This window comes from Pseudomonadota bacterium, assembly GCA_023229365.1.
Taxonomy (GTDB): domain Bacteria; phylum Myxococcota_A; class Polyangia; order JAAYKL01; family JAAYKL01; genus JALNZK01.
The window spans coordinates 1-21,886 of sequence record JALNZK010000037.1 but is presented as its reverse complement, the minus strand read 5'-3'; the positions used below and the strand labels follow the sequence as shown (position 1 = coordinate 21,886).

General features: G+C 70.0%; 15 protein-coding genes. 11 read left to right on the top strand and 4 right to left on the bottom strand.

The annotated features are described in order from the left end of the window. Positions 1 to 57 precede the first annotated feature (57 nt). The 3 genes from M0R80_15815 to M0R80_15805 are packed head-to-tail and all read left to right on the top strand — an operon-like array spanning position 58 to position 6,286. Positions 58 to 1,170, top strand: a complete 1,113-nt coding sequence (locus M0R80_15815; GenBank protein MCK9461100.1) for a VWA domain-containing protein — start codon at positions 58 to 60, stop codon at positions 1,168 to 1,170. Between the two features lie 52 nt (positions 1,171 to 1,222). Continuing rightward, positions 1,223 to 3,805, top strand: coding sequence for an IPT/TIG domain-containing protein (locus M0R80_15810; protein MCK9461099.1), 2,583 nt, complete (start codon positions 1,223 to 1,225; stop codon positions 3,803 to 3,805). 21 nt (positions 3,806 to 3,826) lie between these two features. After that, a complete protein-coding gene (locus M0R80_15805) occupies positions 3,827 to 6,286 on the top strand; it encodes an IPT/TIG domain-containing protein (protein ID MCK9461098.1) in 2,460 nt (819 codons plus the stop codon). 24 nt (positions 6,287 to 6,310) lie between these two features. Here M0R80_15805 and M0R80_15800 read toward each other — a convergent pair whose 3' ends face one another. The 4 genes from M0R80_15800 to M0R80_15785 are packed head-to-tail and all read right to left on the bottom strand — an operon-like array spanning position 6,311 to position 12,724. Further along, a complete protein-coding gene (locus M0R80_15800) occupies positions 6,311 to 8,905 on the bottom strand; it encodes a TIGR03960 family B12-binding radical SAM protein (GenBank protein MCK9461097.1) in 2,595 nt (864 codons plus the stop codon). A 12-nt stretch (positions 8,906 to 8,917) separates the two neighbouring features. Next, entirely contained in the window at positions 8,918 to 10,927 is a 2,010-nt protein-coding gene (locus tag M0R80_15795; protein ID MCK9461096.1) for a FecR domain-containing protein, read from the bottom strand. Next, a complete protein-coding gene (locus M0R80_15790; protein ID MCK9461095.1) occupies positions 10,924 to 11,586 on the bottom strand; it encodes an RNA polymerase sigma factor in 663 nt (220 codons plus the stop codon). The genes M0R80_15795 and M0R80_15790 overlap by 4 nt, the downstream gene beginning before the upstream one ends. 46 nt (positions 11,587 to 11,632) lie before the next feature. Further along, on the bottom strand, positions 11,633 to 12,724 hold the full coding sequence (locus tag M0R80_15785; protein ID MCK9461094.1) for a hypothetical protein: 1,092 nt from the start codon (positions 12,722 to 12,724) through the stop codon (positions 11,633 to 11,635). A gap of 30 nt (positions 12,725 to 12,754) precedes the next feature. Between M0R80_15785 and M0R80_15780 the strand changes: the two genes are divergently transcribed. The 8 genes from M0R80_15780 to M0R80_15745 form a co-directional block, all read left to right on the top strand. Beyond that, on the top strand, positions 12,755 to 13,558 hold the full coding sequence (locus M0R80_15780) for an SDR family oxidoreductase (protein ID MCK9461093.1): 804 nt from the start codon (positions 12,755 to 12,757) through the stop codon (positions 13,556 to 13,558). Positions 13,559 to 13,616: 58 nt separating this feature from the next. After that, positions 13,617 to 15,005: a Mur ligase domain-containing protein gene (locus M0R80_15775; protein ID MCK9461092.1), complete on the top strand. Its 1,389-nt coding sequence runs from the start codon at positions 13,617 to 13,619 to the stop codon at positions 15,003 to 15,005. Next, positions 15,002 to 15,814, top strand: a complete 813-nt coding sequence (locus M0R80_15770) for an inositol monophosphatase (protein ID MCK9461091.1) — start codon at positions 15,002 to 15,004, stop codon at positions 15,812 to 15,814. The genes M0R80_15775 and M0R80_15770 overlap by 4 nt, the downstream gene beginning before the upstream one ends. A 444-nt stretch (positions 15,815 to 16,258) precedes the next feature. After that, the gene (locus tag M0R80_15765) at positions 16,259 to 17,233 is read left to right on the top strand and encodes a tetratricopeptide repeat protein (protein MCK9461090.1); all 975 of its coding nucleotides are present in this window, start codon (positions 16,259 to 16,261) and stop codon (positions 17,231 to 17,233) included. 123 nt (positions 17,234 to 17,356) lie between these two features. Next, the gene (locus M0R80_15760) at positions 17,357 to 18,106 is read left to right on the top strand and encodes a response regulator (protein ID MCK9461089.1); all 750 of its coding nucleotides are present in this window, start codon (positions 17,357 to 17,359) and stop codon (positions 18,104 to 18,106) included. A 142-nt stretch (positions 18,107 to 18,248) separates the two neighbouring features. Next, positions 18,249 to 19,013, top strand: coding sequence for a hypothetical protein (locus M0R80_15755; protein ID MCK9461088.1), 765 nt, complete (start codon positions 18,249 to 18,251; stop codon positions 19,011 to 19,013). A 97-nt stretch (positions 19,014 to 19,110) separates the two neighbouring features. After that, complete coding sequence (locus M0R80_15750) at positions 19,111 to 20,703, top strand: hypothetical protein (protein MCK9461087.1); 1,593 nt, start codon at positions 19,111 to 19,113, stop codon at positions 20,701 to 20,703. A 220-nt stretch (positions 20,704 to 20,923) separates the two neighbouring features. Next, positions 20,924 to 21,886: hypothetical protein (locus M0R80_15745; protein ID MCK9461086.1), on the top strand; the 963-nt coding region annotated here is incomplete at its 3' end.

Here is a 21,886-nt window from a genome sequence, read left to right as displayed (position 1 = left end):
CGTCTGAATCTCCAGGGTTCGGATTTCGGCGAACCAACATTTCGAAGGGAGCACGAAATGATGCGATTGTTCGGAAGAATCGTTTGCATGGCGACGTTGGCGTTCCTCTTCGGCGCGGCGTGCTCGAGCTCGCCGAACACCGGCATCGGTGACGGGGGTACCGACGGGGACACCGACGGCGACACCGATGGCGACACCGATGTCGACACCGACACCGACGCCGACAGCGACACCGACACCGATTGCGGCGAGTTCCCGTTCAACATCACCGGCGTCAACGTCGACATGCTCATCGTCCTCGACCGCTCGAACAGCATGTGCAACCAGGACCTCTGGCCTGAAATGACCGATGCGATCGTCGCGCTCACGGAAGCGGTGGAGACCCAGGTCAACTTCGGCCTGGCCGTCTTCCCGTCGCTCCTGTGCGAGGGCACGACGAACCAGTGCAGCGCGACCTCGGGCACGCTCGTGCCGATCGGCGTCGAGACCGCGGGCGAGATCGCGGACCAGATCACCGGCGGCGGGGACATCGGCTGCTGCGGCGGGACCCCGACGGCGCTCGCGCTCGGCGGCGCCGCGGACGCCCTCGACGCCACGGCGGACGAGCTCCAGAAGTTCGTGCTCCTCGCCACCGACGGCGCGCCCGCGTGCAACCCCGAGCTCGACGGCGACACCTGCACGTGCATCACGACCCCGCCGAACTGCGACGTCACCAACCTCAACTGCCTCGATGACGTCGAGGCGATCGCGGCGGCCGGCGCGCTCGAGGCCGCGGGGTACCCGGTGTACGTGATCGGCGTCGGCGACAGCATCGCGTGGAACGCGGTGATGAACGACATCGCAGAGGCGGGCGGTACCGGGACGTACTACCCGGCCGAGGACCCGGACGCCCTCGCCACGGCGCTCCAGGAGATCGTCGGCGAGGTGATCACCTGCGAGTTCGATATCGACTGGGCGAGCGTCCCCGAGGAGGCGGACCCCACCCAGATCAACTTCTACGGCGACGACGTCGTTATCCCCTACGACGAGGACTGCGCCGACGGCGCGGGGTGGGACTGGCTCGACAGCGACACGGTCGTGTTCTGCGACGAGGCGTGCCAGCACCTGAAGGACGGCTTCTGGACGACGGTGACGGCGAAGTTCGGCTGCGATTCGCAGGTGATCGAGTAGTTTTTCCGTCGGTCGCGGCCGCGGAACGCGCGCCGCACCGTACATGGAGGAAATGATGCGCACGGCAAGATGGATTCTCGTGACGATCGGGTTGGCGTGGGCCGCGGCGTGCAGCGACTCGCCGGATTCCCAGGACGGAGACGGCGGTACGGACACGGACACGGACACCGACACCGACACGGACACCGACACCGACACGGACACCGATTCCGACACGGACACGGACACCGACGCGGACAGCGGGCTCGGGCCGCTCGCCTGCGCCGCCGTGGAGCCGGGCGCGGTCTCGACGCTCGTCGACGTGACCTTCACGTTGATAGGAACCGGGTTCGCCGACGGCATGACCGTGAGCGTGACCGAGACGACCTCGTCCGCGACGGTCGATCTCGGCGCGGCCACCCTCTCCTCGTCCACGGGCGCCTCGGCGGACGCGGCGGCGGGCGAAGTGGCCGTCGGGACGTACTCCGTGACGCTCACCAACCCGGACAGCGAGTCCGTGACCTGCCCGGACTCGATCGACTGGCTGGCGAAGGCGCCGCCGACCGTGACCTCGGTCACGCCCGAGACCGCCTGGGAAGGGCTCGCGACCGACTCGGTGGTCTCGGACCTGCAGGTCGCCGTCGCGGGGACCGGGTTCGAGGCGACGCCGATGGTGACGTGGGTCGACGTCGACGATCCGGGCAGCCGGTTCCTCGCCGGGGTCGTGCTGTTCGCCGACGCACTGAACCTCGAGGCGATCTGCCCCTCCGAGACCGAGTCCATGCCCACGGGCATGTACTGGGTCGAGGCGACCAACCCGGACGGGCTCGGCGCCTTCTGGATGGACGGCGAAGTGCGCGGCGAGTTCGAGGTGGTCGGCACCCCGCCGCCGGTCATCACGGCGATCGATCCGTTCCGCTCGCCGGCCGCCGACACCCCCACGGTGACGATCACCGGCGACTACTTCATGGACGGCGCGACGGTCGAGCTGCTCGCCTTGGACGAGACGGTCTACCCGATGGCGGCGGGCTTCATCGATTCCGGGACGCTGACGGCGGTGTTCGACGTCGGGCAGGGGATCTACCCGGTCAAGGTGACCAACCCGGACGGCCAGTACGACATCTATTACAGCTACGAGGCGACCCCGTCCTCGGCAGGGCACCTCGAGAGCTTCGACCTCGTCACGACGGGGACGATGGCCACGGCGCGCTGGCGCCACGCCTCGTGCGCCGGCTACGACGCGTTCGGCGGCGGCTACATCTACACGGCCGGCGGGCTCGACGCTTCGGACGTGGTGCTGGGCGACGTGGAGGTGCTCCCGGTGTCGGCGTTCGGCGAGCCCGGCGCCGTCTGGACTTCGGAGCAGTGGAACGGCGCGGCGGATCCGCGGGCGGCGAACCTCCTTGCGACCGCTCGCCAGGGGCTCGCGCTCGCGCGGGCCGGATCGTGGCTGTACGCGGTCGGCGGCGCGGACGTGAACACGAACATCGCGGACTCGACGGCGCTCGCGCTCGGAACGGTGGAGCGCGCCCGCATCCTCGGCCTCGAGACGCGGCCGCAGATCACGGGCTCGACGACCGGGTCCGGCGACATCCCCGTCGGCACCTGGTACTATCAGGTCTCGGCGATAGGGGCGTGGGGCGAGTCGCTCGCGTCGGGCCGGGAGATGATCTCGGGCGGCGGCGGCTCGATCCAGATCACGTGGTCGGCGGTCACCGGGGCGACCTCGTACAACGTCTACAGGAACGTCGACGCGAGCGGCAACGGCGGCGACACGCGGCTCCTCGCGTCCGAGGTCGCGGGCACGTCGTACACGGACACGGGCGCGACCTCGCCGGTGATCGACGGCGTCGCGCCGCTGCCGTTCGGCTCTCTCTCCAAGTGGCAGCCCGTCGACGAGGAGATGCTCAGCGCGCGCGAAGGTCTCGAGGCGATCGTCGTGACCGTCCCGAGCGGCGAGGAGGACGTCGACGACAAGACCTTCCTCTTCGCGGTGGGCGGCCGCCCGGAAGCGACCGGCGCCGGGTACCTCGTGTCCGGCGAGCGCGCCGAGGTGCTCGCGGACGGCGATCTCGGGCCGTTCGTCGCGCTGTCGTACGACCTGCAGACGCCGCGCGCCTTCTACGTGCTGCTCACGAGCCAGGGGCAGAAGGACAGCGGCTTCATCCCGGATCCGGAGATCCCGCTCGAGAAGTCGATCTCGACCGAGCCGCTCTACCTGATCGCCATCCTCGGCGACGACGCGCACGCGGGCACGAACAACTCCGGGCTCATCACGTTCGAGGTCACCGAGATCGTGACCGCGGACGGCGACAACGAGGCGTGGGCCGTCCAGGACGAGACGGTGCAACCCGGCCACCCGGCGCACGCGCACGGCGCGCTCCTGTACTTCGACTTCATGTTCACGTTCACCGGCGTCGACAACGAGGACGAAGGCGGCGACCCGCTCGTCAGCGGCAACGCCGCGTCGCGCGTCGAATTCCACGCGGACGCCACGGACCCCGCGTACGTCCTCGACGGCTGGCAGTCCAACTCCGCGTCCTTCGGGACCGATCGCGCGTACTACGACATGGTGCGGGTGAACGGCTACATCTGGGCGCTCGGCGGCAACGACGAGAGCGGCCCCATCGCGACCATCGAACGGACCATGCAGTAGGTCCGAGGAAGGGAGGCCGACATGCGCGCTCGCCTCATGGCCGCGCTGATCGCGGCGATCCTTGCCGGATGCTCCGGTTCGGACGGCCCGACGCCGAAGATCACGAGCCCGAACGGCGACGCCCCCGCGGTCGTCTGCCCGGGCTGCGCGGATCCCGCGGCGCGGACGTTCGAGATCGCGGGCGGCGGCTTCTCGCCCGTCGTGGACGACTCGCTCGACGCCGCGGACGGCATGGAGCTCCCGACCGTCGTCCTCATCGATCCGGAGGGCGTCGAGGCGGAGGTGCCCGCCGACGGCGTGACGTACACGGAGAACACCGGCGACGACGTGCTCACCGTGGTGCTGCCGCTGGGCTTCGTGCCGCCGACCGAGGCGGGGCAGCCCGAGGTGCTGTACGACCTGCGCGTGGTCAACCCGAACGGGAACAAGGATCGGGTAGGCGCGGCGGTCCGCGCGATCGCGCCCGCGGATCAGTTCGCGATCACGGGCATCGATCCGCCGTTCGGCTGGACCGGCGCGCCGACGACGGTGACGATCCTCTCGACGGAGGGGTTCGCGTCCACGCCGACCGCGTTCATGAAGCTCCACGGCGCCCCGGACACGGCGGAGATCCCGTTCGAGAACGTCGCGTTCATCGATTCGAGCACGCTCACCGCGGTGGTGCCCGCGGGATCACCCATCGGCGTCTACGACGTCACCGTGACGAACCCGCCGGCCGTCGGGCCCGTGGGGTTCCTCGACAGCGGGTTCAAGGTGGTATCCCAGCCGGTCCCGACGATCATCGTGGTCGTGCCCGAGCGCGGCACGGGACAGCAAGACACGAACGTGTCGATCTTCGGCGACAACTTCCGGGATCCCGTGACCGTCGAGCTGATCGACGCCGACGGCAACACGGCGGTCACGATCGCGGAGCTCGCGCCCGTCGACGCGCACCGGATCGACACCGTGTTCCCGACGTCGACGCAGTCGGCCGATCTCCCTACCGGGGTCTACCTCGTCCGCGTCACGGACCAGGACGAGGCGACCTACTCCACGTACTCGGCGTTCCTCGTCACGAACCCGGCGGGCAACCTGAACGTCTTCGAGACGGTCGAAGGGCCGACGATCGGACGGCGCATGCCCGCCGGCGCCTTCGCGCGGGACGTGCTCGGCAACCGCTACGTCTACGCCATCGGCGGCGACACGGGCGACGGCGGCGAGGCGCTCGACACGGTGGAGCTCAGCCAGCTGTCCAAGTTCGGCGCGCTCGCCTCGTGGAACGTGCAGCGCAGCCCCCTCACGACGCCCCGCGCGGCGGCGGCCGCGGTCGCGGTGCCGGTGTACGACGAGGAGATCTCGCCGTACGTGCCGGTGAAGACGTACCTCTACGTGATCGGCGGCTTCGACGACAGCGGCATGGCGCTCGACACGGTGGAGCGCGCGGTCGTGCTCGATCCCGTGGATTCGCCCGTCGATCTCGAGGCGGAGGCGACGCCGGCCGGCGGGGATCTCGCGGCCGGGGCCTGGTACTACCGCGTCGCCGCGATCGTCCCGGCGAGCGATCCGGACAACCCGGGAGGAGAGACGCTCGCGTCCGAGGAGGTCGTCGTGACCCTGCCCGAGCCGGGGGCTGTCTCGCTCTCCTGGACGCCGACGACGATAGGCGGCGCCCCTGCCGCCGGCTATCGCGTGTACCGCACGGACGAGGCGGACGGCGTATCGAAGACCGAGCACCAGATCGCCGAGGTGACCGACACCGCGTACACCGACGCCGGCGACGCGGCCGGCACCGCGCCCCCGCAGTTCCTCGGCGCGACCGGCGTCTTCGTGGTCGACGACTCGGCGCTCGGCGCCGGGCGCCTCGGGTTGCGCGCGGTGCTCGCGCACGACGAGACCGGCGCCCGTTTCGTCTTCGCGCTCGGCGGGATGTCGTCCACCGTGGGCGGTTCGCTCGACGCGGTCGAGATCGCGGCCGTCGCCGCAGACGGACACCTGGGCGACTTCGCGACGACCGGCGCGACCCCGCTCGACGCGCCCCGCGCCTTCTTCGACGCGGTGCTCGAGGACGCGGCGAACGTCTCGGGCTACGCGCTCGGCGGCTCCCGCCTCTGGGTCATGGGCGGCCTAGACGCGGCCGGCGCGCCCACGGGATCGCTCTCGCAGTCCGACGTCGCGGCCGGCGCCAACGGCGCGTGGGTCCCGAACGACAAGACGGTCCAGAGCGCGGCCGGCGTCATGGCCGTGATCGCGAACAACAAGCTGTTCTGCCTGGGCGGCGCGGCGGCCGCGAGCTGGATGTCGTTCTCGAACGTGACGCCGAACGGCCGCGATACGGAGTTCGACGACGCCGGCGACATCACCGGCTCGATCAACTCCACGGCGAACGGGCTCCTCGCGCCGCGCGCGCTCGGCGCCGCCGTCCAGGGCGCGGGCTTCATCTACTACTTCGGCGGAACGTCGGACGGCCTCGACGCGCTCGCCACGGCCGAGCGCACCTACTGATCGCGCCGACGCTCTCCCCGAGCTTCACCGCAGGATCCAACCCAACCGCGTGATCTCGGCGGTCTCCATCGCCTCTCCGAGGAACGGGGCGAGCAGCTCCGCGGGGCGCGCGCCGCCCGAGGTGACCGCGTGCAGGACGATCCGCAGCGGGGTCCTCGCGGGATCCGGCTCGATCGCCGGGTCGCTCGGCCACGAAGGCATCACCTCGGCGCTCGCCACGAATTGCCGCACGTCGACGCGCAGCGACTCCCCCTTCCGGCACCGCTCGACGAAGATGGTCTCGGCCGCCAGCATCCCTGCGACCGCGCTCTCGGCGACCGCCCGCTCGACCTCGACCGCGACGAGGTACTCGGCGGCGGCGATCGCCTTCGCGATCTTCGCGTCGGCCGGATCGAGCCTCTGCACGCGCCGCGCCTCGAGCTCCGGCGGCAGGGCGCGGGCGAGGCGCTCGGCGATCTCCGGCTCGCTCGGCGGGCGCACGAGCCCCACGTCGTACAGCTCGCCGAGGCCCGCGGTGCCGAGCGGCAAGGGCGGCGTCGTCTCGATCCTCGGCTTGGGGTGGAACCCGCGGGAGTAGTCCACCTCGAGCCCCGCGCGGCGGAGGCTCCGCGTGAAGTGGCGCAGCGTGTCGAGGTGCCCCAGGAACGCCTGGCGGCCGAAGACCGCGATCTCGAAGCGGACACGGACGACGTCCGCCGGATCCGCCGCGTGCGATGTGTCCGGCGTCGGACGCCCTCGCGGGTGCGCGGCAACAGCGGCCGCCGCCTCGACGACGGGCCGCGGGGACCGGAGCGGCACGTCGCCGGACGCGCAACCCATCCCGCAGGCGTGGCAGACGAACGCCGGCGCCTCGCCGGGCCCCCGCGCGTAGCGCCCGCAGGGGCGCGTAACCTGCGCCGCGAGCGCGCGATCCCGCTCTTTCTCGAGGAAGGCGCGCGACACGCCGACGTCGACGTGATCCCACGGCACACGCGCGCCGTCCGGGATCGCCGCGAGGAGACGCGGCACGTCCACCTCCGCGAGCGCGAGCCGCCAGGCCTCCTCTACGAACATGTCGCCCCAGCCGTCGAACCTCGCCCCGGCGTCCACCGCCTTCTCGAGCACTCCTGCCAGCCGCGCGTCCCCTCGGCAGAACACGCCCTCGAGCCGAGAGAGGCGCGCGTCGTGGATCCGCACCTCGAGCCGCCGCTGCCACGCGAGCCGCTGCACGATCCCCTGGCGCCGCCGGACCTCGTCCGCGTCGATCATCCGTTCCCGCTCGAACGGCGTGAACGGCTTGGGGACGAACGTGGAGACCGAGATCACGACCTCGGCGCGCCGCCCGAGGCACCTGCGACCGAGCGCGCGCAGCCTTTCGGAGAGCGCGACGATCTCCGCGAGATCCTCGTCGGTCTCGGTCGGCAGCCCGAGCATGAAGTAGAGCTTGATGCGGCCGAGCCCGTGATCGAAGAACCGTCGCGCGGCCCCGAGCAGATCCGCCTCGGTCACGTTCTTGTTGACGACGTCTCGCAGCCGCTGGCTCCCGGCCTCGGGCGCGAGCGTCACGCCCGTCGCCCGCAGGCGCGCGAGCACCTCCACGAGCGCGTCCGGGACGCCGTACGCTCGCAGCGACGGCACCGACAGCGACACCCGCTTCGAGGTGAGCGAAGCGCCGAGCTGCGCCACGAGCGGGCCGAGCTGGGAGTGGTCCGCGGAGGAGAGCGACGCGAGCGACACCTCGTCGAAGCCGAGGCCGTTCACCGCGCGCTCGACCGCCGCGTCGATCTCGCCGACGTCGCGCTCCCGCACCGGCCGGTACAGGAACCCGGCCTGGCAGAAGCGGCACCCCTCGGCGCAGCCGCGCGCGATCTCGACGCTGTACCTGTCGAAGACGGCGCTCACCATCGGGACCGGCCCGAAGCCCGGCGGCCAGTCCCCGAGCCTCTTCACCGCGGCGCGGCGGACGATCGGAGTCCCGCCTTCCACGACGAGCCTCCCCGACCGCTCGTCGATCTGCCTTCGAAGCGCCCCCGGCGCGTACACCGCGTCGAGCCGCGCGAGCTCGGCGACGATCTCCCTCCTCGAAACACCCTGCTCCTTCAGCTCGGCGAGCCGCCCGAGGAAGCGCGGCAGCGCCTCCTCCCCGTCGCCGACAATCACGAGGTCGAGGAACGGCGCGAGCGGCTCGCAGAGCGCGGCCAGGGGGCCGCCGGCGATGACGAGCGGCGCCCGGTCCCCCCGCTCCGAAGAGCGTCGCGGGATCCGGCCGAGATCGAGCATCCGCAGGAGGTTCGTGTAGGTGAGCTCGTATTGCAGCGAGAAGCCGACGACGTCGAACGCGTCGAGCGGCGTGCCGGTCTCCAGGGAGACGAGCGGCAGGCCGCGGGCGCAGAGCAGAGCCTCCATGTCCGGCCACGGCATGAACACGCGTTCGGCGGCGAGCCCGGGCCGCCCGTTCACCACCTCGTAGAGCACGGAGAGGCCGATGTGGCTCATCCCGATCTCGTAGGAGTCGGGGAACGCGAGCGCGATGCGGGCGCGCACCCCCGCGCGGGAGGGCGCCGAGCCGAACTCTCCGCCGACGTACCGGCCCGGCCGCTCGACGCGTCCGAGGAACGGCGAATAGGGGTGACGGATCATGCGGAAAGGAGACTACTTCGATTCGAGGTCCAATGAGAAGTCGGGATCGAGAATGGCGCGCCGCAACCGCTCGACCCGGAGGGCGTACTGGCCGCCGGGGGTCTCGCGCTGGTACTCCTCGATCATCCGGAGCGCGCCGCGGCGATCGCCGACCTGGTAGCGTCCGAGCGCCACGCGGTAGCGCGCCTCGTCCACGCGCGGGTGCCGCGGCTTGGCCTGGATGAACGCCAGGAGATCGCGCTCCGCGTCGGCGAAGCGCCGCAGGACGTCCTGGTACAGGGCGCCGCGCCACAGGCGCGCGTTCGGCTCGTGGAACCCGCCCGGGAAGGTGCGCAGGAAGTTATTGAAGCAGTGGAGGGCGTCCTTGTGCGCGCCCTCGCGGCCGTCGATCTCGCACAGCGAGTAGTACGCCGCCTCCTTCAGCTCGCCGCCGAGCGGCGACGCGACGTACGCCGTGAACGCCGCGCGCGCGCGGCCGAAGTCGCCGAGCCGATCCATGGCCAGCCGCCCGACCTCGTACCTGGAGTTCTGCGCGACCTTCGAACCCGGCACCAACGACGCGACGCGGTCGTACGCGTCCGCGGCCTTCCGGTACTCTCCCGTGGCGGAGTAGCAATCGGCGAGCATCGACGACGCGGTCACCAGGCGCTCCCCGCCGAGATCGTGGACGGCGCGCTCGAGGAGGCTCACCGCGAACGGCACGTCGCCCGCCACCATCGCGGCCCGCGCCCGCTCCACGAGCCCCCAACGGCTCGCCTCGGAGGAGATCTTCGCGCCGTCGCCGCCTCGCTTCGCGGCGGCATCCGGACGCCTTGCCGCTGAGGCGTTCGGGAGGGCGGCGCGGTACTCCGCGGCCGGGGCGAGCCCGAACCGCACGTTCTCGCCGCTCTGCTCCCCGCCGAGGCGCGCGATGAGGGGCTCCATGCCCGGCGCGCTCAGGCGGTACTCGATCGGGCCCTCCGGTAGACGCACCGCGAGCGGCGTGTACCCGAGCACCCTCCCCTCCACCTCAACCATCACGCGATCCGGGCTCCCGTTGAACCGCACCAGCCTCCCGGACGCCGCGACGAAACCATCCTCGAGCGCGTCCACCTCGCTCGCGAGGGCGCGCTGCTCGTCGCTCAGCGGCCGGGGCGTCCCGTCGCCCGGGATCGATACCTGCTCGCCGGCGCCGCCCTCCACGAGAGCGCCGCCGCCGCGGAGCGGGACGACCTCGACCCGCCCCTCCATCACCGACACCAGCGTGCCGCCCTCGCCCGACACCTCCACCGTGAACAGCGTGCCGCGAACGCGGACCACCGAGTCGGGCGTCCGCACGTCGAGGGAGCGACCCTGCGTGCCGTCGAACTCGACGGCGATCCGGCCGCGCTCCAGCGTCACCTCGATCGCGGTGTCGCTCGCGTTCTCGACGCGCCACGCCGCATCGCCGAGGAGCGCCACTCGCGCCGTATCGCCTATCCGGAACGACAGCCGCGCGCCGTCGCCGACCCGCATCGAGGTGCCCCTCTGCAACGAGAACGTGCCGTCGCTTTCGGCCAACGAGACGCCGTCGACGCGGACGTCGCCCTCGCTCCTGTCCAGGAGGCCGGTCAACCTGCCTTCCTCGCGCGCGGCGACCGCTCGGGTGGATTTCTCGGCGCCCGCGCCGGGCTCTCCGGCGGCTGGGAACGCCCGGTACGCGACGAGCGCGAGCAGCACCACCGCAGCGGCGGCGCTCAGGCCGAACCCGAGGGCGAGCGACAAAGGATAGCGCGTGGAGCGCCGCTGGACGGGCCTGAGCTCGACGGCGATCTGGTGCACCGCCGGAATCAGGTCGTCGTAGATCCGGCGCGTGGTCTCGTCGTCGATCGTCGGGAGCTCGGCGAGCGGGGACTCCATCCGCGCGAGCCCCTCGGCCGCGACGCGACATGTCTCGCACCGGTTGAGATGGATCTGGAGCCTCCCGCGGCGGACCGCGTCGAGGTCGTCGTGCCGCAGGAGATCCTCCTGCGCGCGCCGGCACTCTCGTTCGGCTCCCCTCATCCCGCCTTCTCCCCGGCCAACGCGTCCAGGATCTCCCGCCGGCCGGCCTGCAGCCGCGAGCCGATCGTCGACACCGACGAGCCGAGCAACCGGGCGATCTCCTCGAGCGAATACCCTTCGTACATGTAGAGGATGAAAGTCTCCCTCTTCTTGGGCGAGAGCCTATCGAGGATCGCGTAGATGTGCTCCCAGTTCGCGACGCGGTGCTCCGGCGTCTGCCGCACCGACACGCTGGTCACGCGGCTGACGTCGACGACCGCCGTGCCCAGGCGCCGCTGCCGCCCGCGGACGCGGATCTCCTGGCGGGCGACGTTGATCGTGATGCGGAACAACCACGTCGAAAAGGCGGACTCACCCTTGAACCGCTTGATCGACTGGAAAACATTCAGGAACACGAGCTGGATCAGATCATCGACGTCCTCGTTCGGCCCGATCAGCAGCTTGAGATGGCGGTGGACGCCGGACACGTGTCGATCGTAGAGCTCGCGGAACGCCGCGGTATCGCCGTGCTTGCAGCGCGCGACGACGTCGGCTATCGGGTCGGCCTTCACCTTGCGCCGAACGCCTATCCCGAGCTTTTCCAGAACCCCGACCGACATCGACTTGCCTTCCCGGCCCTTGCCGCTGCCACCGCTTTTCTCTTTATTAGTCGCCGCCATGTCCCTGATATTATGAAACCGATGCGCCCAAATTTGTTAGAAATTCTCAGAACTTCAGTTGCACCCCGACCTCCACGTCCGGCGCCACCCAGCCGGCCTCGTAGATCGTCGTGCCGCGGTTCTCGAGCACGTCCCGCACGAAGAAGATCGTCGCACCCCCGCGGAGGTAGCACGCGAACGGCCCGTAGACCGTGAACGAGAGCCTGAGCGCCGCGAGGACACCGGGTTCGAAGAGCACGTCGGTCCGCGGCGACCCGCCCCCGTTGTCGGCCTCGCTCCCGTAGACCGCGAACCCCATGGAGAGCCCGGTCCAGGCCGACAGCTCGACGGCGCGGCTCACGTACATGCCGTAGCCGAGCCTGATCTGCATCGGGATGTACTGGGCGCGCCCGCTGACGATGCCCTCCGAGTACTCGGCGAACCCGCTCCACCCGATCGAGAAGGCGGCGAGGAACCTCGGCGCGAAGCGGCCCTCGACCGTGAGCACCGGCCCGACGGCGAAGTCGCCGGTCGCCACGAGGCCGACCACGACGACGCCGAGCCCGAGGAGGTGCAGCTTCGGGAACACCTGCTCCAAAGGAGCCTCCGGCTTCGCGACTCCGCCCACCGCAGGGGGCTCGATGATGGCGAGCCCGGCGCCGACCGCCGGCCAGTCCTCTTCCTTCTCGAAGTACGGGAGGACGGCCTCCTCGACCATCAAGGAGATGGTCCAGATCGTCGACTCGTCCGTCTCCCCGCGCGCCACCTCCCGCACCACGTCCTCGGCGCCGGCGCCGCCGAGGCTGTCGATCGCGACGAGCAGGAGCTCGCTCGAAAGCCGCCGCAGGTGCACCACCCAGAACAGCTCCGCGTTCCCGGGGGACGGCGCGGTGGTCCGCTCGCCGACCTGCTCGGCCACGACCCGGACACCGAAGGACGACAGCCGGATGCGCAGCGTATCCGCGAGCCGCGCCGCCTCCCGGGCCACGGGCTCCTCGTACTCGATGACGATGCATGCCTTCCCGGGACAGCGGCTCTCGGGCCCGGCACCGGCGTCCGGCGAGGCCGTGGCGACGGCGGGCGACAGCAGCGCGGCGCCGCACACGAGCATCACCACGAGCTTTTTGGTGGGACCGCGCCCGCTTCGCGTGTAGAACATCACAGTCCTTTATACCCGGTTTGGGCGGTGATGGAGACAAACAACCCCGAAGGCGGCTCCCGCGTCGCGCTCGTGACCGGCGGCGCCGTACGCGTCGGCCGCGCCGTGTCGCTCCGGCTCGCCGCGGGCGGGTACCGGCTCGCCGTCCATCACCATGCCTCGGCGGCCGAGGCGCAGGCGCTGGTCGAGGAGATCGCCTCGCTCCACGGCTCCGCGACGCCGTTTCGATTCGATCTCACGCAACCGGGCGCCCCGCGGCGGCTCGTCGAGGAGGTCGTCCGGGCGCTCGGCCGCCTCGATCTCGTCGTCAACAGCGCCGCGCTGTTCGTCGACGATGCGGCGCCGCTCGTCGAGCTCGCGCGCATGAAGGTCCTGAACACGGACGTCCCCGCGATGCTCGTCGACGCGGCGATCCCCCACCTCGCCGCGACCGGCGGGGCGATCGTGAACATCGCCGACGTCGCTGGGATCGTGCCGTTCAAAGGCTACAAGGCGTACTCCACGACCAAGAAGACCGTGCTCTCGCTGACGGCCCGCAAGGCGCTCGAGCTCGCGGGGCTGGGCATCCGCGTCAACGCCGTGTGCCCTGGCGCCGTCCTCTTCCCGGCGCGCTACCCGGAACCGCTCAAGGCGCGCGTCGCCGGGGGGATCCCGCTCGGGCGGACGGGTTCGCCCGAGGACGTCGCCGGCGCGGTGGCCTACCTCGCCGGCGCCCGGTTCGTCACCGGCCAGGTGCTCTCCGTCGACGGCGGCCGCCTGCTCTCCCTGCTCGATCGCGGCGTCCGCGAGGATCGGGATCTCGAGCACCCGCCCTCGAGCAACGACTTCAATTGACGCGTGCCCGTCGGCCGAATGTTGGACCGGCGCCGTCGCCTGCGCTACCACTCGGAGCATGAAGCGCATCCACCTCATCGGCGTCTGCGGCACGGGGATGGGCGCGCTCGCCGGCCTCCTCAAGGCGCGCGGCTACACGGTCACCGGCTCCGACGCGCACCCGTACCCGCCGATGAGCACCGAGCTCGCCGCTCTCGGGATCCCCGTGTTCGAGGGGTACGGCGCCGACAACCTCCGCGCGCGGCCCGATCTCGTCGTCGTCGGCAACGTGTGCAAGAGGGACCATCCGGAGGCCGCCGCGGCTCGGGAGATGGGCCTCGAGTGCGCCTCCATGCCGCGGACGCTGCAGGATCTCCTGTTGCGCGGGAAGCGCTGCCTCGTGATCGCCGGCACGCACGGCAAGACGACGACGACCTCACTGACCGCGTACCTGCTCCACGCGACGTCGCGCGATCCGTCGGCCCTGATAGGCGGCGTCGCGGCGGACTTCGGGGCAGGGTTTAGGCTCGGTGCGGGACCCGACTTCGTGGTCGAGGGCGACGAGTACGACAGCGCGTACTTCGAGAAGATCCCCAAGTTCCTCGCGTACACGCCGCACGCCGCGGTGATCACTTCGGTCGAGCACGATCACGTCGACATCTACCCGACCGAGGAGGCGTACGCCGCGGCGTTCGCGGCGCTCGTCCGCCTCGTCGGGCCCGGGCCGCTCGCGATCTACGCGGGGGACGCCGGGGCGCGCGCCGCCGCCCGGGGTTTCGACGGCGAGCCGATCTCGTACGCGGTCGCCGGCGATCCGACCCCGGAGCGGGCGCGGTGGATCGCGTCGCAGCGGGGTCCGGGAGAGATCGAGATCGCAATCGACGGAGCGTCGACCGGGCTGTGGCGCACCCCGCTCGCCGGGAGGCACAACGCGCGCAACACGCTCGCCGCGCTGATCATGGCCCACGTCGCGAGCGGCGTGCCCCTCGACGAGCTCAAGGAAGCGCTCCCGGGCTTCGGCGGCATCGCGCGGCGTCAGCAGCTGGTGGCCTCGCCCCGCGGGATCTCCGTGTACGACGACTTCGCCCACCACCCGACCGCGGTCCGGGAGACGCTCGCCGCGCTGTGCGAGCGGCACCCGAACGGGAGGCTGCTCGCGGCGTTCGAGCCGCGCTCGGCCACCGCGTGCCGAGGCCTGCACCAGAAGGCGTACGCCGAGGCGTTCGATCTCGCGGCGCGCGTCGTGATCGCCCCGGTCGGGCGCGATCTTCCGGCCGGTGACAGGCTCGACGTCGTCGCGCTGGCGGGGGATCTCGTCGCGCGCGGGCTCGACGCCCACGCCGCCGCGACCCTCGAAGAGGTCGTCGCGCTCGTCACCTCGTGGGCCGAGCCCGGCGACGTGATCGCGCTCCTGTCCAACGGCGCATTCGGCGGCCTGCACCGGCGCATCGCGGAGGCGCTCGCGTGACGCTCGCCGCGCCCGAGCTCGACGAGATCGTCGCGGTGGCGGAGGCCGTCGCAGCGGAGGCGGGCGCGCTGCTCCTCGCGGGGCTCGGGAAGGTGAACGACGTCGCGCACAAAGGCGAGGTCGACCTCGTCACCGAGTACGATCGCCGCTCGGAGGAGCTGATCGTCGATCGCCTCCTCTCGCGCTTTCCCGGTTTCGCCGTGCGCGCGGAGGAGAGCGGCGCCCACGGTGCCGCCGCGGCCGAGACGACCTGGCTCGTCGATCCCCTGGACGGTACCACGAACTTCTCGCGCGGCCACCCAGTGTTCGCCGTGTCGCTCGGGCTCGAACACCGCGAGGAGCTCGTCGCGGGCGTCGTCGCGGCCCCGGCGCTCGGCTTCACGGTCTCGGCGCGGCGGGGGGGCGGCGCGTTCTCGGACGGCGTCCCGGTCCGCGTGTCGCGGGCGAGAACGCTCGGGGAGGCGTTCATGGCGACGGGGTTCCCGTACGATCGGCGCACGGCGGTGGACGACAATACGCGGGAGTACGTCGCGTTCGTGAAGCACACGCTCGGCCTCAGGCGCTGCGGCGCCGCGGCGGTCGATCTCGCGCTCGTGGCGCGCGGCGTCTACGACGGCTACTTCGAGCCGCGCCTCCATCCCTGGGACGTCGCCGCGGGCGCGGTGATCGTCGCCGAGGCCGGGGGACGGGTCACCGACTACGACGGCGCGCCGCTCGATCCGGAACGCGGCTGGATCGCGGCGTCGAACGGTGCGATCCACGACGAGATGCTCGCCTTGATCCGCCGCGCGCGCTCGACCCTGCCGTAGCGCGGTCACTCGCATCGGCTCGGTCCGCATCTTTTTCAGGGCGCTCGGCGCAAAACGACATCGATGTCGCGACCCCGTGGCGCACGCGCTCCACCGCAGAGGTCCCGCGTTTTGATGGCGGCGCCATCGCTTCGCTCCATCCGCCCGAAAAGCCGAGCTTTTCGGGTGACGCCCGGCGCGCGGGCCGGCGATGGCATCCCTGATGCAACAGCCCGGGATCGAAACGCGGCGCGGGAACCACTTACTGCTTTTCGGTCGCGCCGTTGAGAATATCTTGGCTGGTTCGGTTCTCTTTACGGATGCTCCTTCTCTTGCCTCGGCCCGCCACCGACCGCCCTCGGTGGCGGGCCACTTTTTTTTCACCGTACCGGCGGCTGCGTTGCGTATCGCGCCGGCGCCTCTCGTGCTAGAGTCTCGGCAACGAGAACACGGGAGGTACCGTCGATGTTCAGGGGGCTCCATCGCACCGCGCTCTTCGCCGCAGCGGTCTCCTTCGTCTCGTGCGGGCCGTCCCGCCATACCGACAACCCGTTCGACGAGGACGCCGACCTCCCCGCCGGCCAGGCGCTCATCGAGCAGGGGGATTACGAAAAGGCGGCGACCGTGTTCGAGGCGCTCGCAAAGGAGAGCCCGGACGATCCGGCGCTGCACTACTACCTCGGCTTGGCCAAGGCGGGACTCGACGACGTGGCGGGGGCCGAGGCGGCGTACAAGCGCGCGATCGAGCTCGACGCCACGCTGCTCGAGGCTCGCAGCAACCTGGGCGTGCTGCTCCTCGCCAAGGGCGATCTCGAGGCGGCGCGCTACGAGCTCGAGGCGTGCCTCGATCTCGATCCCGAGGACGCGGACTCCCACTACAACCTGGGGCTCGCCCTCGAGGCCTCGGAGCTTCTTGCGGAGGCGGAGAAGGAGTTCGCCCGCGCCGCGGAGCTCGCCCCCGACGACCCGCTGCCCTTGATGGCGCTCGCGGAGGCCGCGCGGCGCGCGAAGAAGCTCGACGCGGCGCTCGGTTGGTACGAGAAGGCGGCGTCGGCCGCGCCGGGCGAGCCGCTCGTCTCGCTCGGCAAGGCGCAGATCCTCCTGGATCTCAAGAAGGGCGACGACGCGGCTGCCGCGCTGCGCGCGATCGAAAAGATGGAGGCCGCGGACGCGACCGCGCTCGCCTCGGCGGGGCTCCTGCTCGCCAAGGCCGGACGCGACGCGGACGCCATCGATCTCTACAGGGCCGCCATCGGGAAGGACCAGAAGTTCCCGCGCGCCCACGTCCTCCTCGCGAACGCGCTCGCCCGCGCGAAGCGGTTCGACGAGGCGGCGGCCGAATTCGAGAAGTACCTCGAGCTCGCCCCGGACGCCGAGGACGCCGACGCCGCCCGCAAGGGGATCGAGGCGTGCACGAAGCAGGCGGAGAAGAAGCCCTGAGGGTGCATGCGTTCGCCACACCGACGCCGCCCACGGCAGGCCGCTCCCGTATTTCTATTCCCGATATGGCGAGGCGAATGATCGCCGTTGACAGGACTTCACACTCGTTTCCAGAATAGCGGCATGCATCTGGTTCGTGCCGTTGGATCGGATCCATGCCCCCCCCCGAAGAGATCGGCTCCCAGGGTTCTCGCCGTCGACGATAACCCCGGAGTCCTGAACGCCATTAACCGAGCCCTCCCGGGAAAGGGGTTCGAGGCGATCGACGTCGCGGCGACCGCCGCTCAGGCGCTGGAGCTCGCGCGATCGAACCCTCGGCTCGCGCTCGTCGACGTTGGCTTAGGCGACGGCGAGCCGGACGGGATCGACCTCGTGCGGGATCTGCGCGCGGCGGGATACGAGGGGTTCGTGTGCATGCTGACCGGCTACGAAGACCCCGGGACGATGCTGCGCGCCCTGCTCGCCGGCGCGGACGAGTACCTGCTCAAGCGGTGCTGCGACCTCGGCAACGACGTCGAGGCGATGCTCGCGCGGGGCACGCGTCCCGCCGCGACGGGGCCGCTCGATCCGGAACGCCACGGGCGGTTCCTCCGGTCGGCCGGGCTCACCGGCGAGCAGATCGAGGCGCTGTGCTCGTACGCGGCGCACGGCTTCCCGGAGAACAAGGGGCTCGCGTCGCTGCTCGGCGCGTCCGAGAGCGCGGCGAGCAAGCTCGTGCGGCGCGCCGAGGAGAAGCTCGGAGTCGCGAACCGCGGGCAGCTCGTGCGGCTGCTCACGGTTCTCTCCGGGTTCGGCGAGCGGGAGCGTTGGCGCAAGGAGGCGCGGGAGGCCGAGCGCCGCGCGCAACGGGGCGGCACGGAAAAGACGACCTGACCGTTCGACGAACCGCGGCCCGCGGATCGGAGCACGTGCGGCGGGACGCGGAGAAGAGGACGGCGGAAAGCGGCGCGGCAGGGGGCCGCGTCCGCGAGAACGGCCGCGAACTGCGCGGCTACTGAAACAGGGAGGAAGCGACATGGATCGCATGAAGGTTTTCGTGTGCGCGACGGTCGTCGCGGTGGTGATGGGGTTCGTCATGAGCGCGAGCGCGCAGGAGGAGGATGACGCGTCGTTGGAGGACCAGATTGTGGTCACGTACGACGAGGCGCCGTATGTCGACGCCGAGGGAAACGTCGACTACGAGCTCGGTAAGGATTTCGCGGAGCTCGTCGAGAGCTACATCGACGAGGACGGCACCAAGTGGGAGGTGTGGCTCGACGAATTCGGCGGGCACATGTGGACCGAGTACCTGACCACCGAGGGCACCCGCGGAGACGAGGATCTTTTCGTTCCGTACTATGTGGTGGTGTATCGCTCAGGGCTTCCTTACGTGTACTACACGGTGCCCGGCACGACCTGCGGGTACATTGAGTACGCGAGCACCTGCGGGACGCACTGCTACAAGTGGAACCTCTGCCACGACAGCTCGTCCAGGAACTGCGACCCGTCTAACGTCACCGAGATCGCGGCCAGGGCGACCTCGGACTACGACTACTGCGATGCGAACTACGTCGGTTTCTACGCCGACCCCGACGATGATAACAACTACATTTGGGAAGACGCACTGGACTACGACTGCTGGACTGTGGGTGGCACTACGAGCACCTACGATTTGGACGACACGCGCCCGGACGGCAGTGAAGACTACGACCCGACTGAAAACATGGTGCAATGGCACTACCATGTCTCCGGCACCGGCTACTACACGCAAGTCCGCCACCAAGGCCCTTGCATCATCTAGTTTACCTCTCCCTCCCGGCCGTCCGCGCCGCGGATGGGTTGCGGACGCTGGCGGACGGCCAGGGCGGGAGGTATCCTGATTTCGAGGGGGATCCGCGATGATCCGTTCGACCGCAGTTCTCGGGATCACGTTGTCGACCCTGCTCTCGATCTCGTGCACCAGCTCGCCTCGATCCTTCGACGACGCAGGCGCTCCGGACGCCGGCGTTGATGACGCCATGCCAGGCTGGAACCTCGCGTGCGCGGCCCGAGCGGGAGGGCACGAGTTTCTAGACGAATCACAGGGGCGCGAAGGCGGTTGCGCGATCGCAGCGGATCCGGATGGCTCCGCCTTTCTCGCCGGACAGGTCGCGGAGGCGGCGATCTTCGGCACCGGCGAATCGAACGAGACACAGTTCCCGGCTGACGTGGGCTTTACTGATGGATTCATCGCGCGCTACACACCAAGTTGCACACTCGACTGGGTGCGTCGGATCGGCGGAACCGAGGAGGATCACGCGTTCGACGTCTCCAGGCTGGAGGACGGTTCGGTCGCCGTCGTCGGGATGATCCGTTCGGAAGCGGTCGTTTTCGGGGAGGGAGAGCCGAACGAGATCACGTTGGGCTCACCGTTCACGCGCGCCGTCGGCTTCGTCGCCAGATACCGCTTGGACGGCGGGCTGCTCTGGGCGGAGGAGATCCCGCACACGGACGAGACGAGCGCCTGGGCTTTCACCGCGCACGCCCTTCCGGACGGGCGGATTCTGGTGGGCGGAACGCTGCGTGGCACGGCGTGGCCGGGTGAGCCGTTCGAGGTCGTCTCCGAGAGCTCGGGCTCGCCCTCCGAGTGGGACGGCTACCTCGCGTGGTTCGACGCGGGCGGTGCGGTCGAGCACGCGATCCGGATCGGAGGCGGAGTACAGATCTTTCGACACTCGATCGCCACGCTCTCCGACGGCTCGGTCGTCGCCGCGCTGCCGTACGGGTACACCGAGCTGTTCGGCAAGAGCGAGCCAAATGAGACGACGCTCACCTGCGCGCTCCAGGAGGATGCCAACGATTGCATGTCGCTGGCCAGGTACGACCAGTCTGGCTCACTCGTATGGGTCAGAGATCTCGGCGTATGGAAGAGTCGCGGATGGCAGGCCGCGGAAGCGGCTGACGGGGCGATCGCCGTGACCGGCGGGTTCTCCCGCGTGCCGACCGATCCTGATCTCTCGCTCCCGGGCTTCTCGCTCGGCGATCAAGAGAACGGGGGCATCGTGGCGAAGTTCGATCCGGACGACGGCGCCCTCGAGTGGGTCCGCCTCGGCAAGGCGGCAACCGACACGTCCCACTCCGACGGCTACACTATGGTCCCGATGCCCGACGGAAGTCTGGTGGCAATTCTCTCGTTCGGACCCACTCTGGCGTTCGAAGGGAACGACGAGGCGGAGAGGATCCTGACTTCGAAAGGTGGCCGCGACATCGGCCTGGTGCGCTTCTCGGAAAACGGAGAGATCCTCTGGATGTACGGACTCGGAAACGAGGACGACGAAGGCGCGACGGCCGGGGCACAGCTCGATGGCACCTCCATATGGCTGACCGGAGTGTACATGTCGGACCCGTTCGTCGCGACCTCCGGCCACGGCGACGACGTCCCTCTCCCGGTCTCGGGGGCTCAGGATGTCTTCCTCATGCGCTTCGACAAAGTGGGCCCGCCGACGGAGTAGCCGCTTCGGAGAAGGGAGAAGGTGGAGAAGGTGTCGTAACCTTCCAATTTCCAATTTCCGGCGGCCGGGCCCTTCTTTGAATGCTCACGGTGTTTTGGCGCTTCCGTCATTGGGTGCGTCCGGCATGTGGACGGTCCGCGGATGGGCTGCGGACAGATGGGCTGCGGACGCTGGCGGACGGCCCGGGCGGGAGGTATACTGATTTCGAGGGGGATCCGCGATGATCCGTTCGACCGCAGTTCTCGGGATCACGTTGTCGACCCTGCTCTCGATCTCGTGCACCAGCTCGCCTCGATCCTTCGACGACGCCGGCTCGCCAGACGCCGGTGACGATGACGCCATTCCCGGGTGGAGGCTCGCGTGGGCCGTGCGCGCCGGAGGTGACGAGCACGAGCTGTCTCCTGCCGGCAAGGTGAGAGAAACCGGCCAATCCATTGCTGCTCTCAGTGACGGGTCTTCCTACCTGGGTGGACAGGTCGCCGAGGCCGCCGTGTTCGGCCCCGGCGAGTCGAACGAGGCTCATTTCCCGGACGAGTTCGTCGAGTGGTCGGACGGATTCGTCGCTCGATATTATCCGGACGGATCACTCGAATGGGTACGTCGAGTCGGCGGCAACGGCGAGGATCATGTGTTTGCCGTTGTTGCGCTCGAAGACGGATCGGTTCTCGTGGCGGGATGGTTTCGCTCGGATCTGATCATGCTCGGTGAGGGTGAGCCGAACGAGACAATTTTGACGACGGAATACGAACACACTACCGGCTTCGTCGCAAAGTTCGAGCCGGACGGCGCGATCGCCTGGGCGACGCAGATCCCCACGACCGAAGAAACGCGCATGGACACACGCAACGTGGACGCGCTGCCCGACGGCCGTATACTGGTGGGTGGATCGCTGCGCGGCACCGCTTGGCCGGGCGAACCGTTCGAGATCGTGTCCGAAACGTCGGACTCTCCCTTCGAGTGGGACGGCTACCTCGCGTGGTTCGATGCGAACGGCACGGTCGAGCACGCGATCCGGATCGGGAACGACTCGTATAAAACAAATCACTCAATCGCCATGTTGCCCGACGGTTCGGTCATCGCCGCGATGCCGTACGGGTACAGCGAGCTGTTCGGTAGGGGTGAGCCGAACGAGACCACCCTGTACTGCCCGCTACAGCAGGACGCCAACGATTGCTCATCCCTG

Bases quoted from the DNA above. Each gene is read 5' to 3' on its own strand.
- M0R80_15815 (MCK9461100.1), top strand. From the start codon at position 58: ATGATGCGATTGTTCGGAAGAATCGTTTGCATGGCGACGTTGGCGTTC.
- M0R80_15810 (MCK9461099.1), top strand. From the start codon at position 1,223: ATGATGCGCACGGCAAGATGGATTCTCGTGACGATCGGGTTGGCGTGG.
- M0R80_15805 (MCK9461098.1), top strand. From the start codon at position 3,827: ATGCGCGCTCGCCTCATGGCCGCGCTGATCGCGGCGATCCTTGCCGGA.
- M0R80_15800 (MCK9461097.1), bottom strand. From the start codon at position 8,905: ATGATCCGTCACCCCTATTCGCCGTTCCTCGGACGCGTCGAGCGGCCG.
- M0R80_15795 (MCK9461096.1), bottom strand. From the start codon at position 10,927: ATGAGGGGAGCCGAACGAGAGTGCCGGCGCGCGCAGGAGGATCTCCTG.
- M0R80_15790 (MCK9461095.1), bottom strand. From the start codon at position 11,586: ATGGCGGCGACTAATAAAGAGAAAAGCGGTGGCAGCGGCAAGGGCCGG.
- M0R80_15785 (MCK9461094.1), bottom strand. From the start codon at position 12,724: ATGTTCTACACGCGAAGCGGGCGCGGTCCCACCAAAAAGCTCGTGGTG.
- M0R80_15780 (MCK9461093.1), top strand. From the start codon at position 12,755: ATGGAGACAAACAACCCCGAAGGCGGCTCCCGCGTCGCGCTCGTGACC.
- M0R80_15775 (MCK9461092.1), top strand. From the start codon at position 13,617: ATGAAGCGCATCCACCTCATCGGCGTCTGCGGCACGGGGATGGGCGCG.
- M0R80_15765 (MCK9461090.1), top strand. From the start codon at position 16,259: ATGTTCAGGGGGCTCCATCGCACCGCGCTCTTCGCCGCAGCGGTCTCC.
- M0R80_15760 (MCK9461089.1), top strand. From the start codon at position 17,357: ATGCATCTGGTTCGTGCCGTTGGATCGGATCCATGCCCCCCCCCGAAG.
- M0R80_15755 (MCK9461088.1), top strand. From the start codon at position 18,249: ATGGATCGCATGAAGGTTTTCGTGTGCGCGACGGTCGTCGCGGTGGTG.
- M0R80_15750 (MCK9461087.1), top strand. From the start codon at position 19,111: ATGATCCGTTCGACCGCAGTTCTCGGGATCACGTTGTCGACCCTGCTC.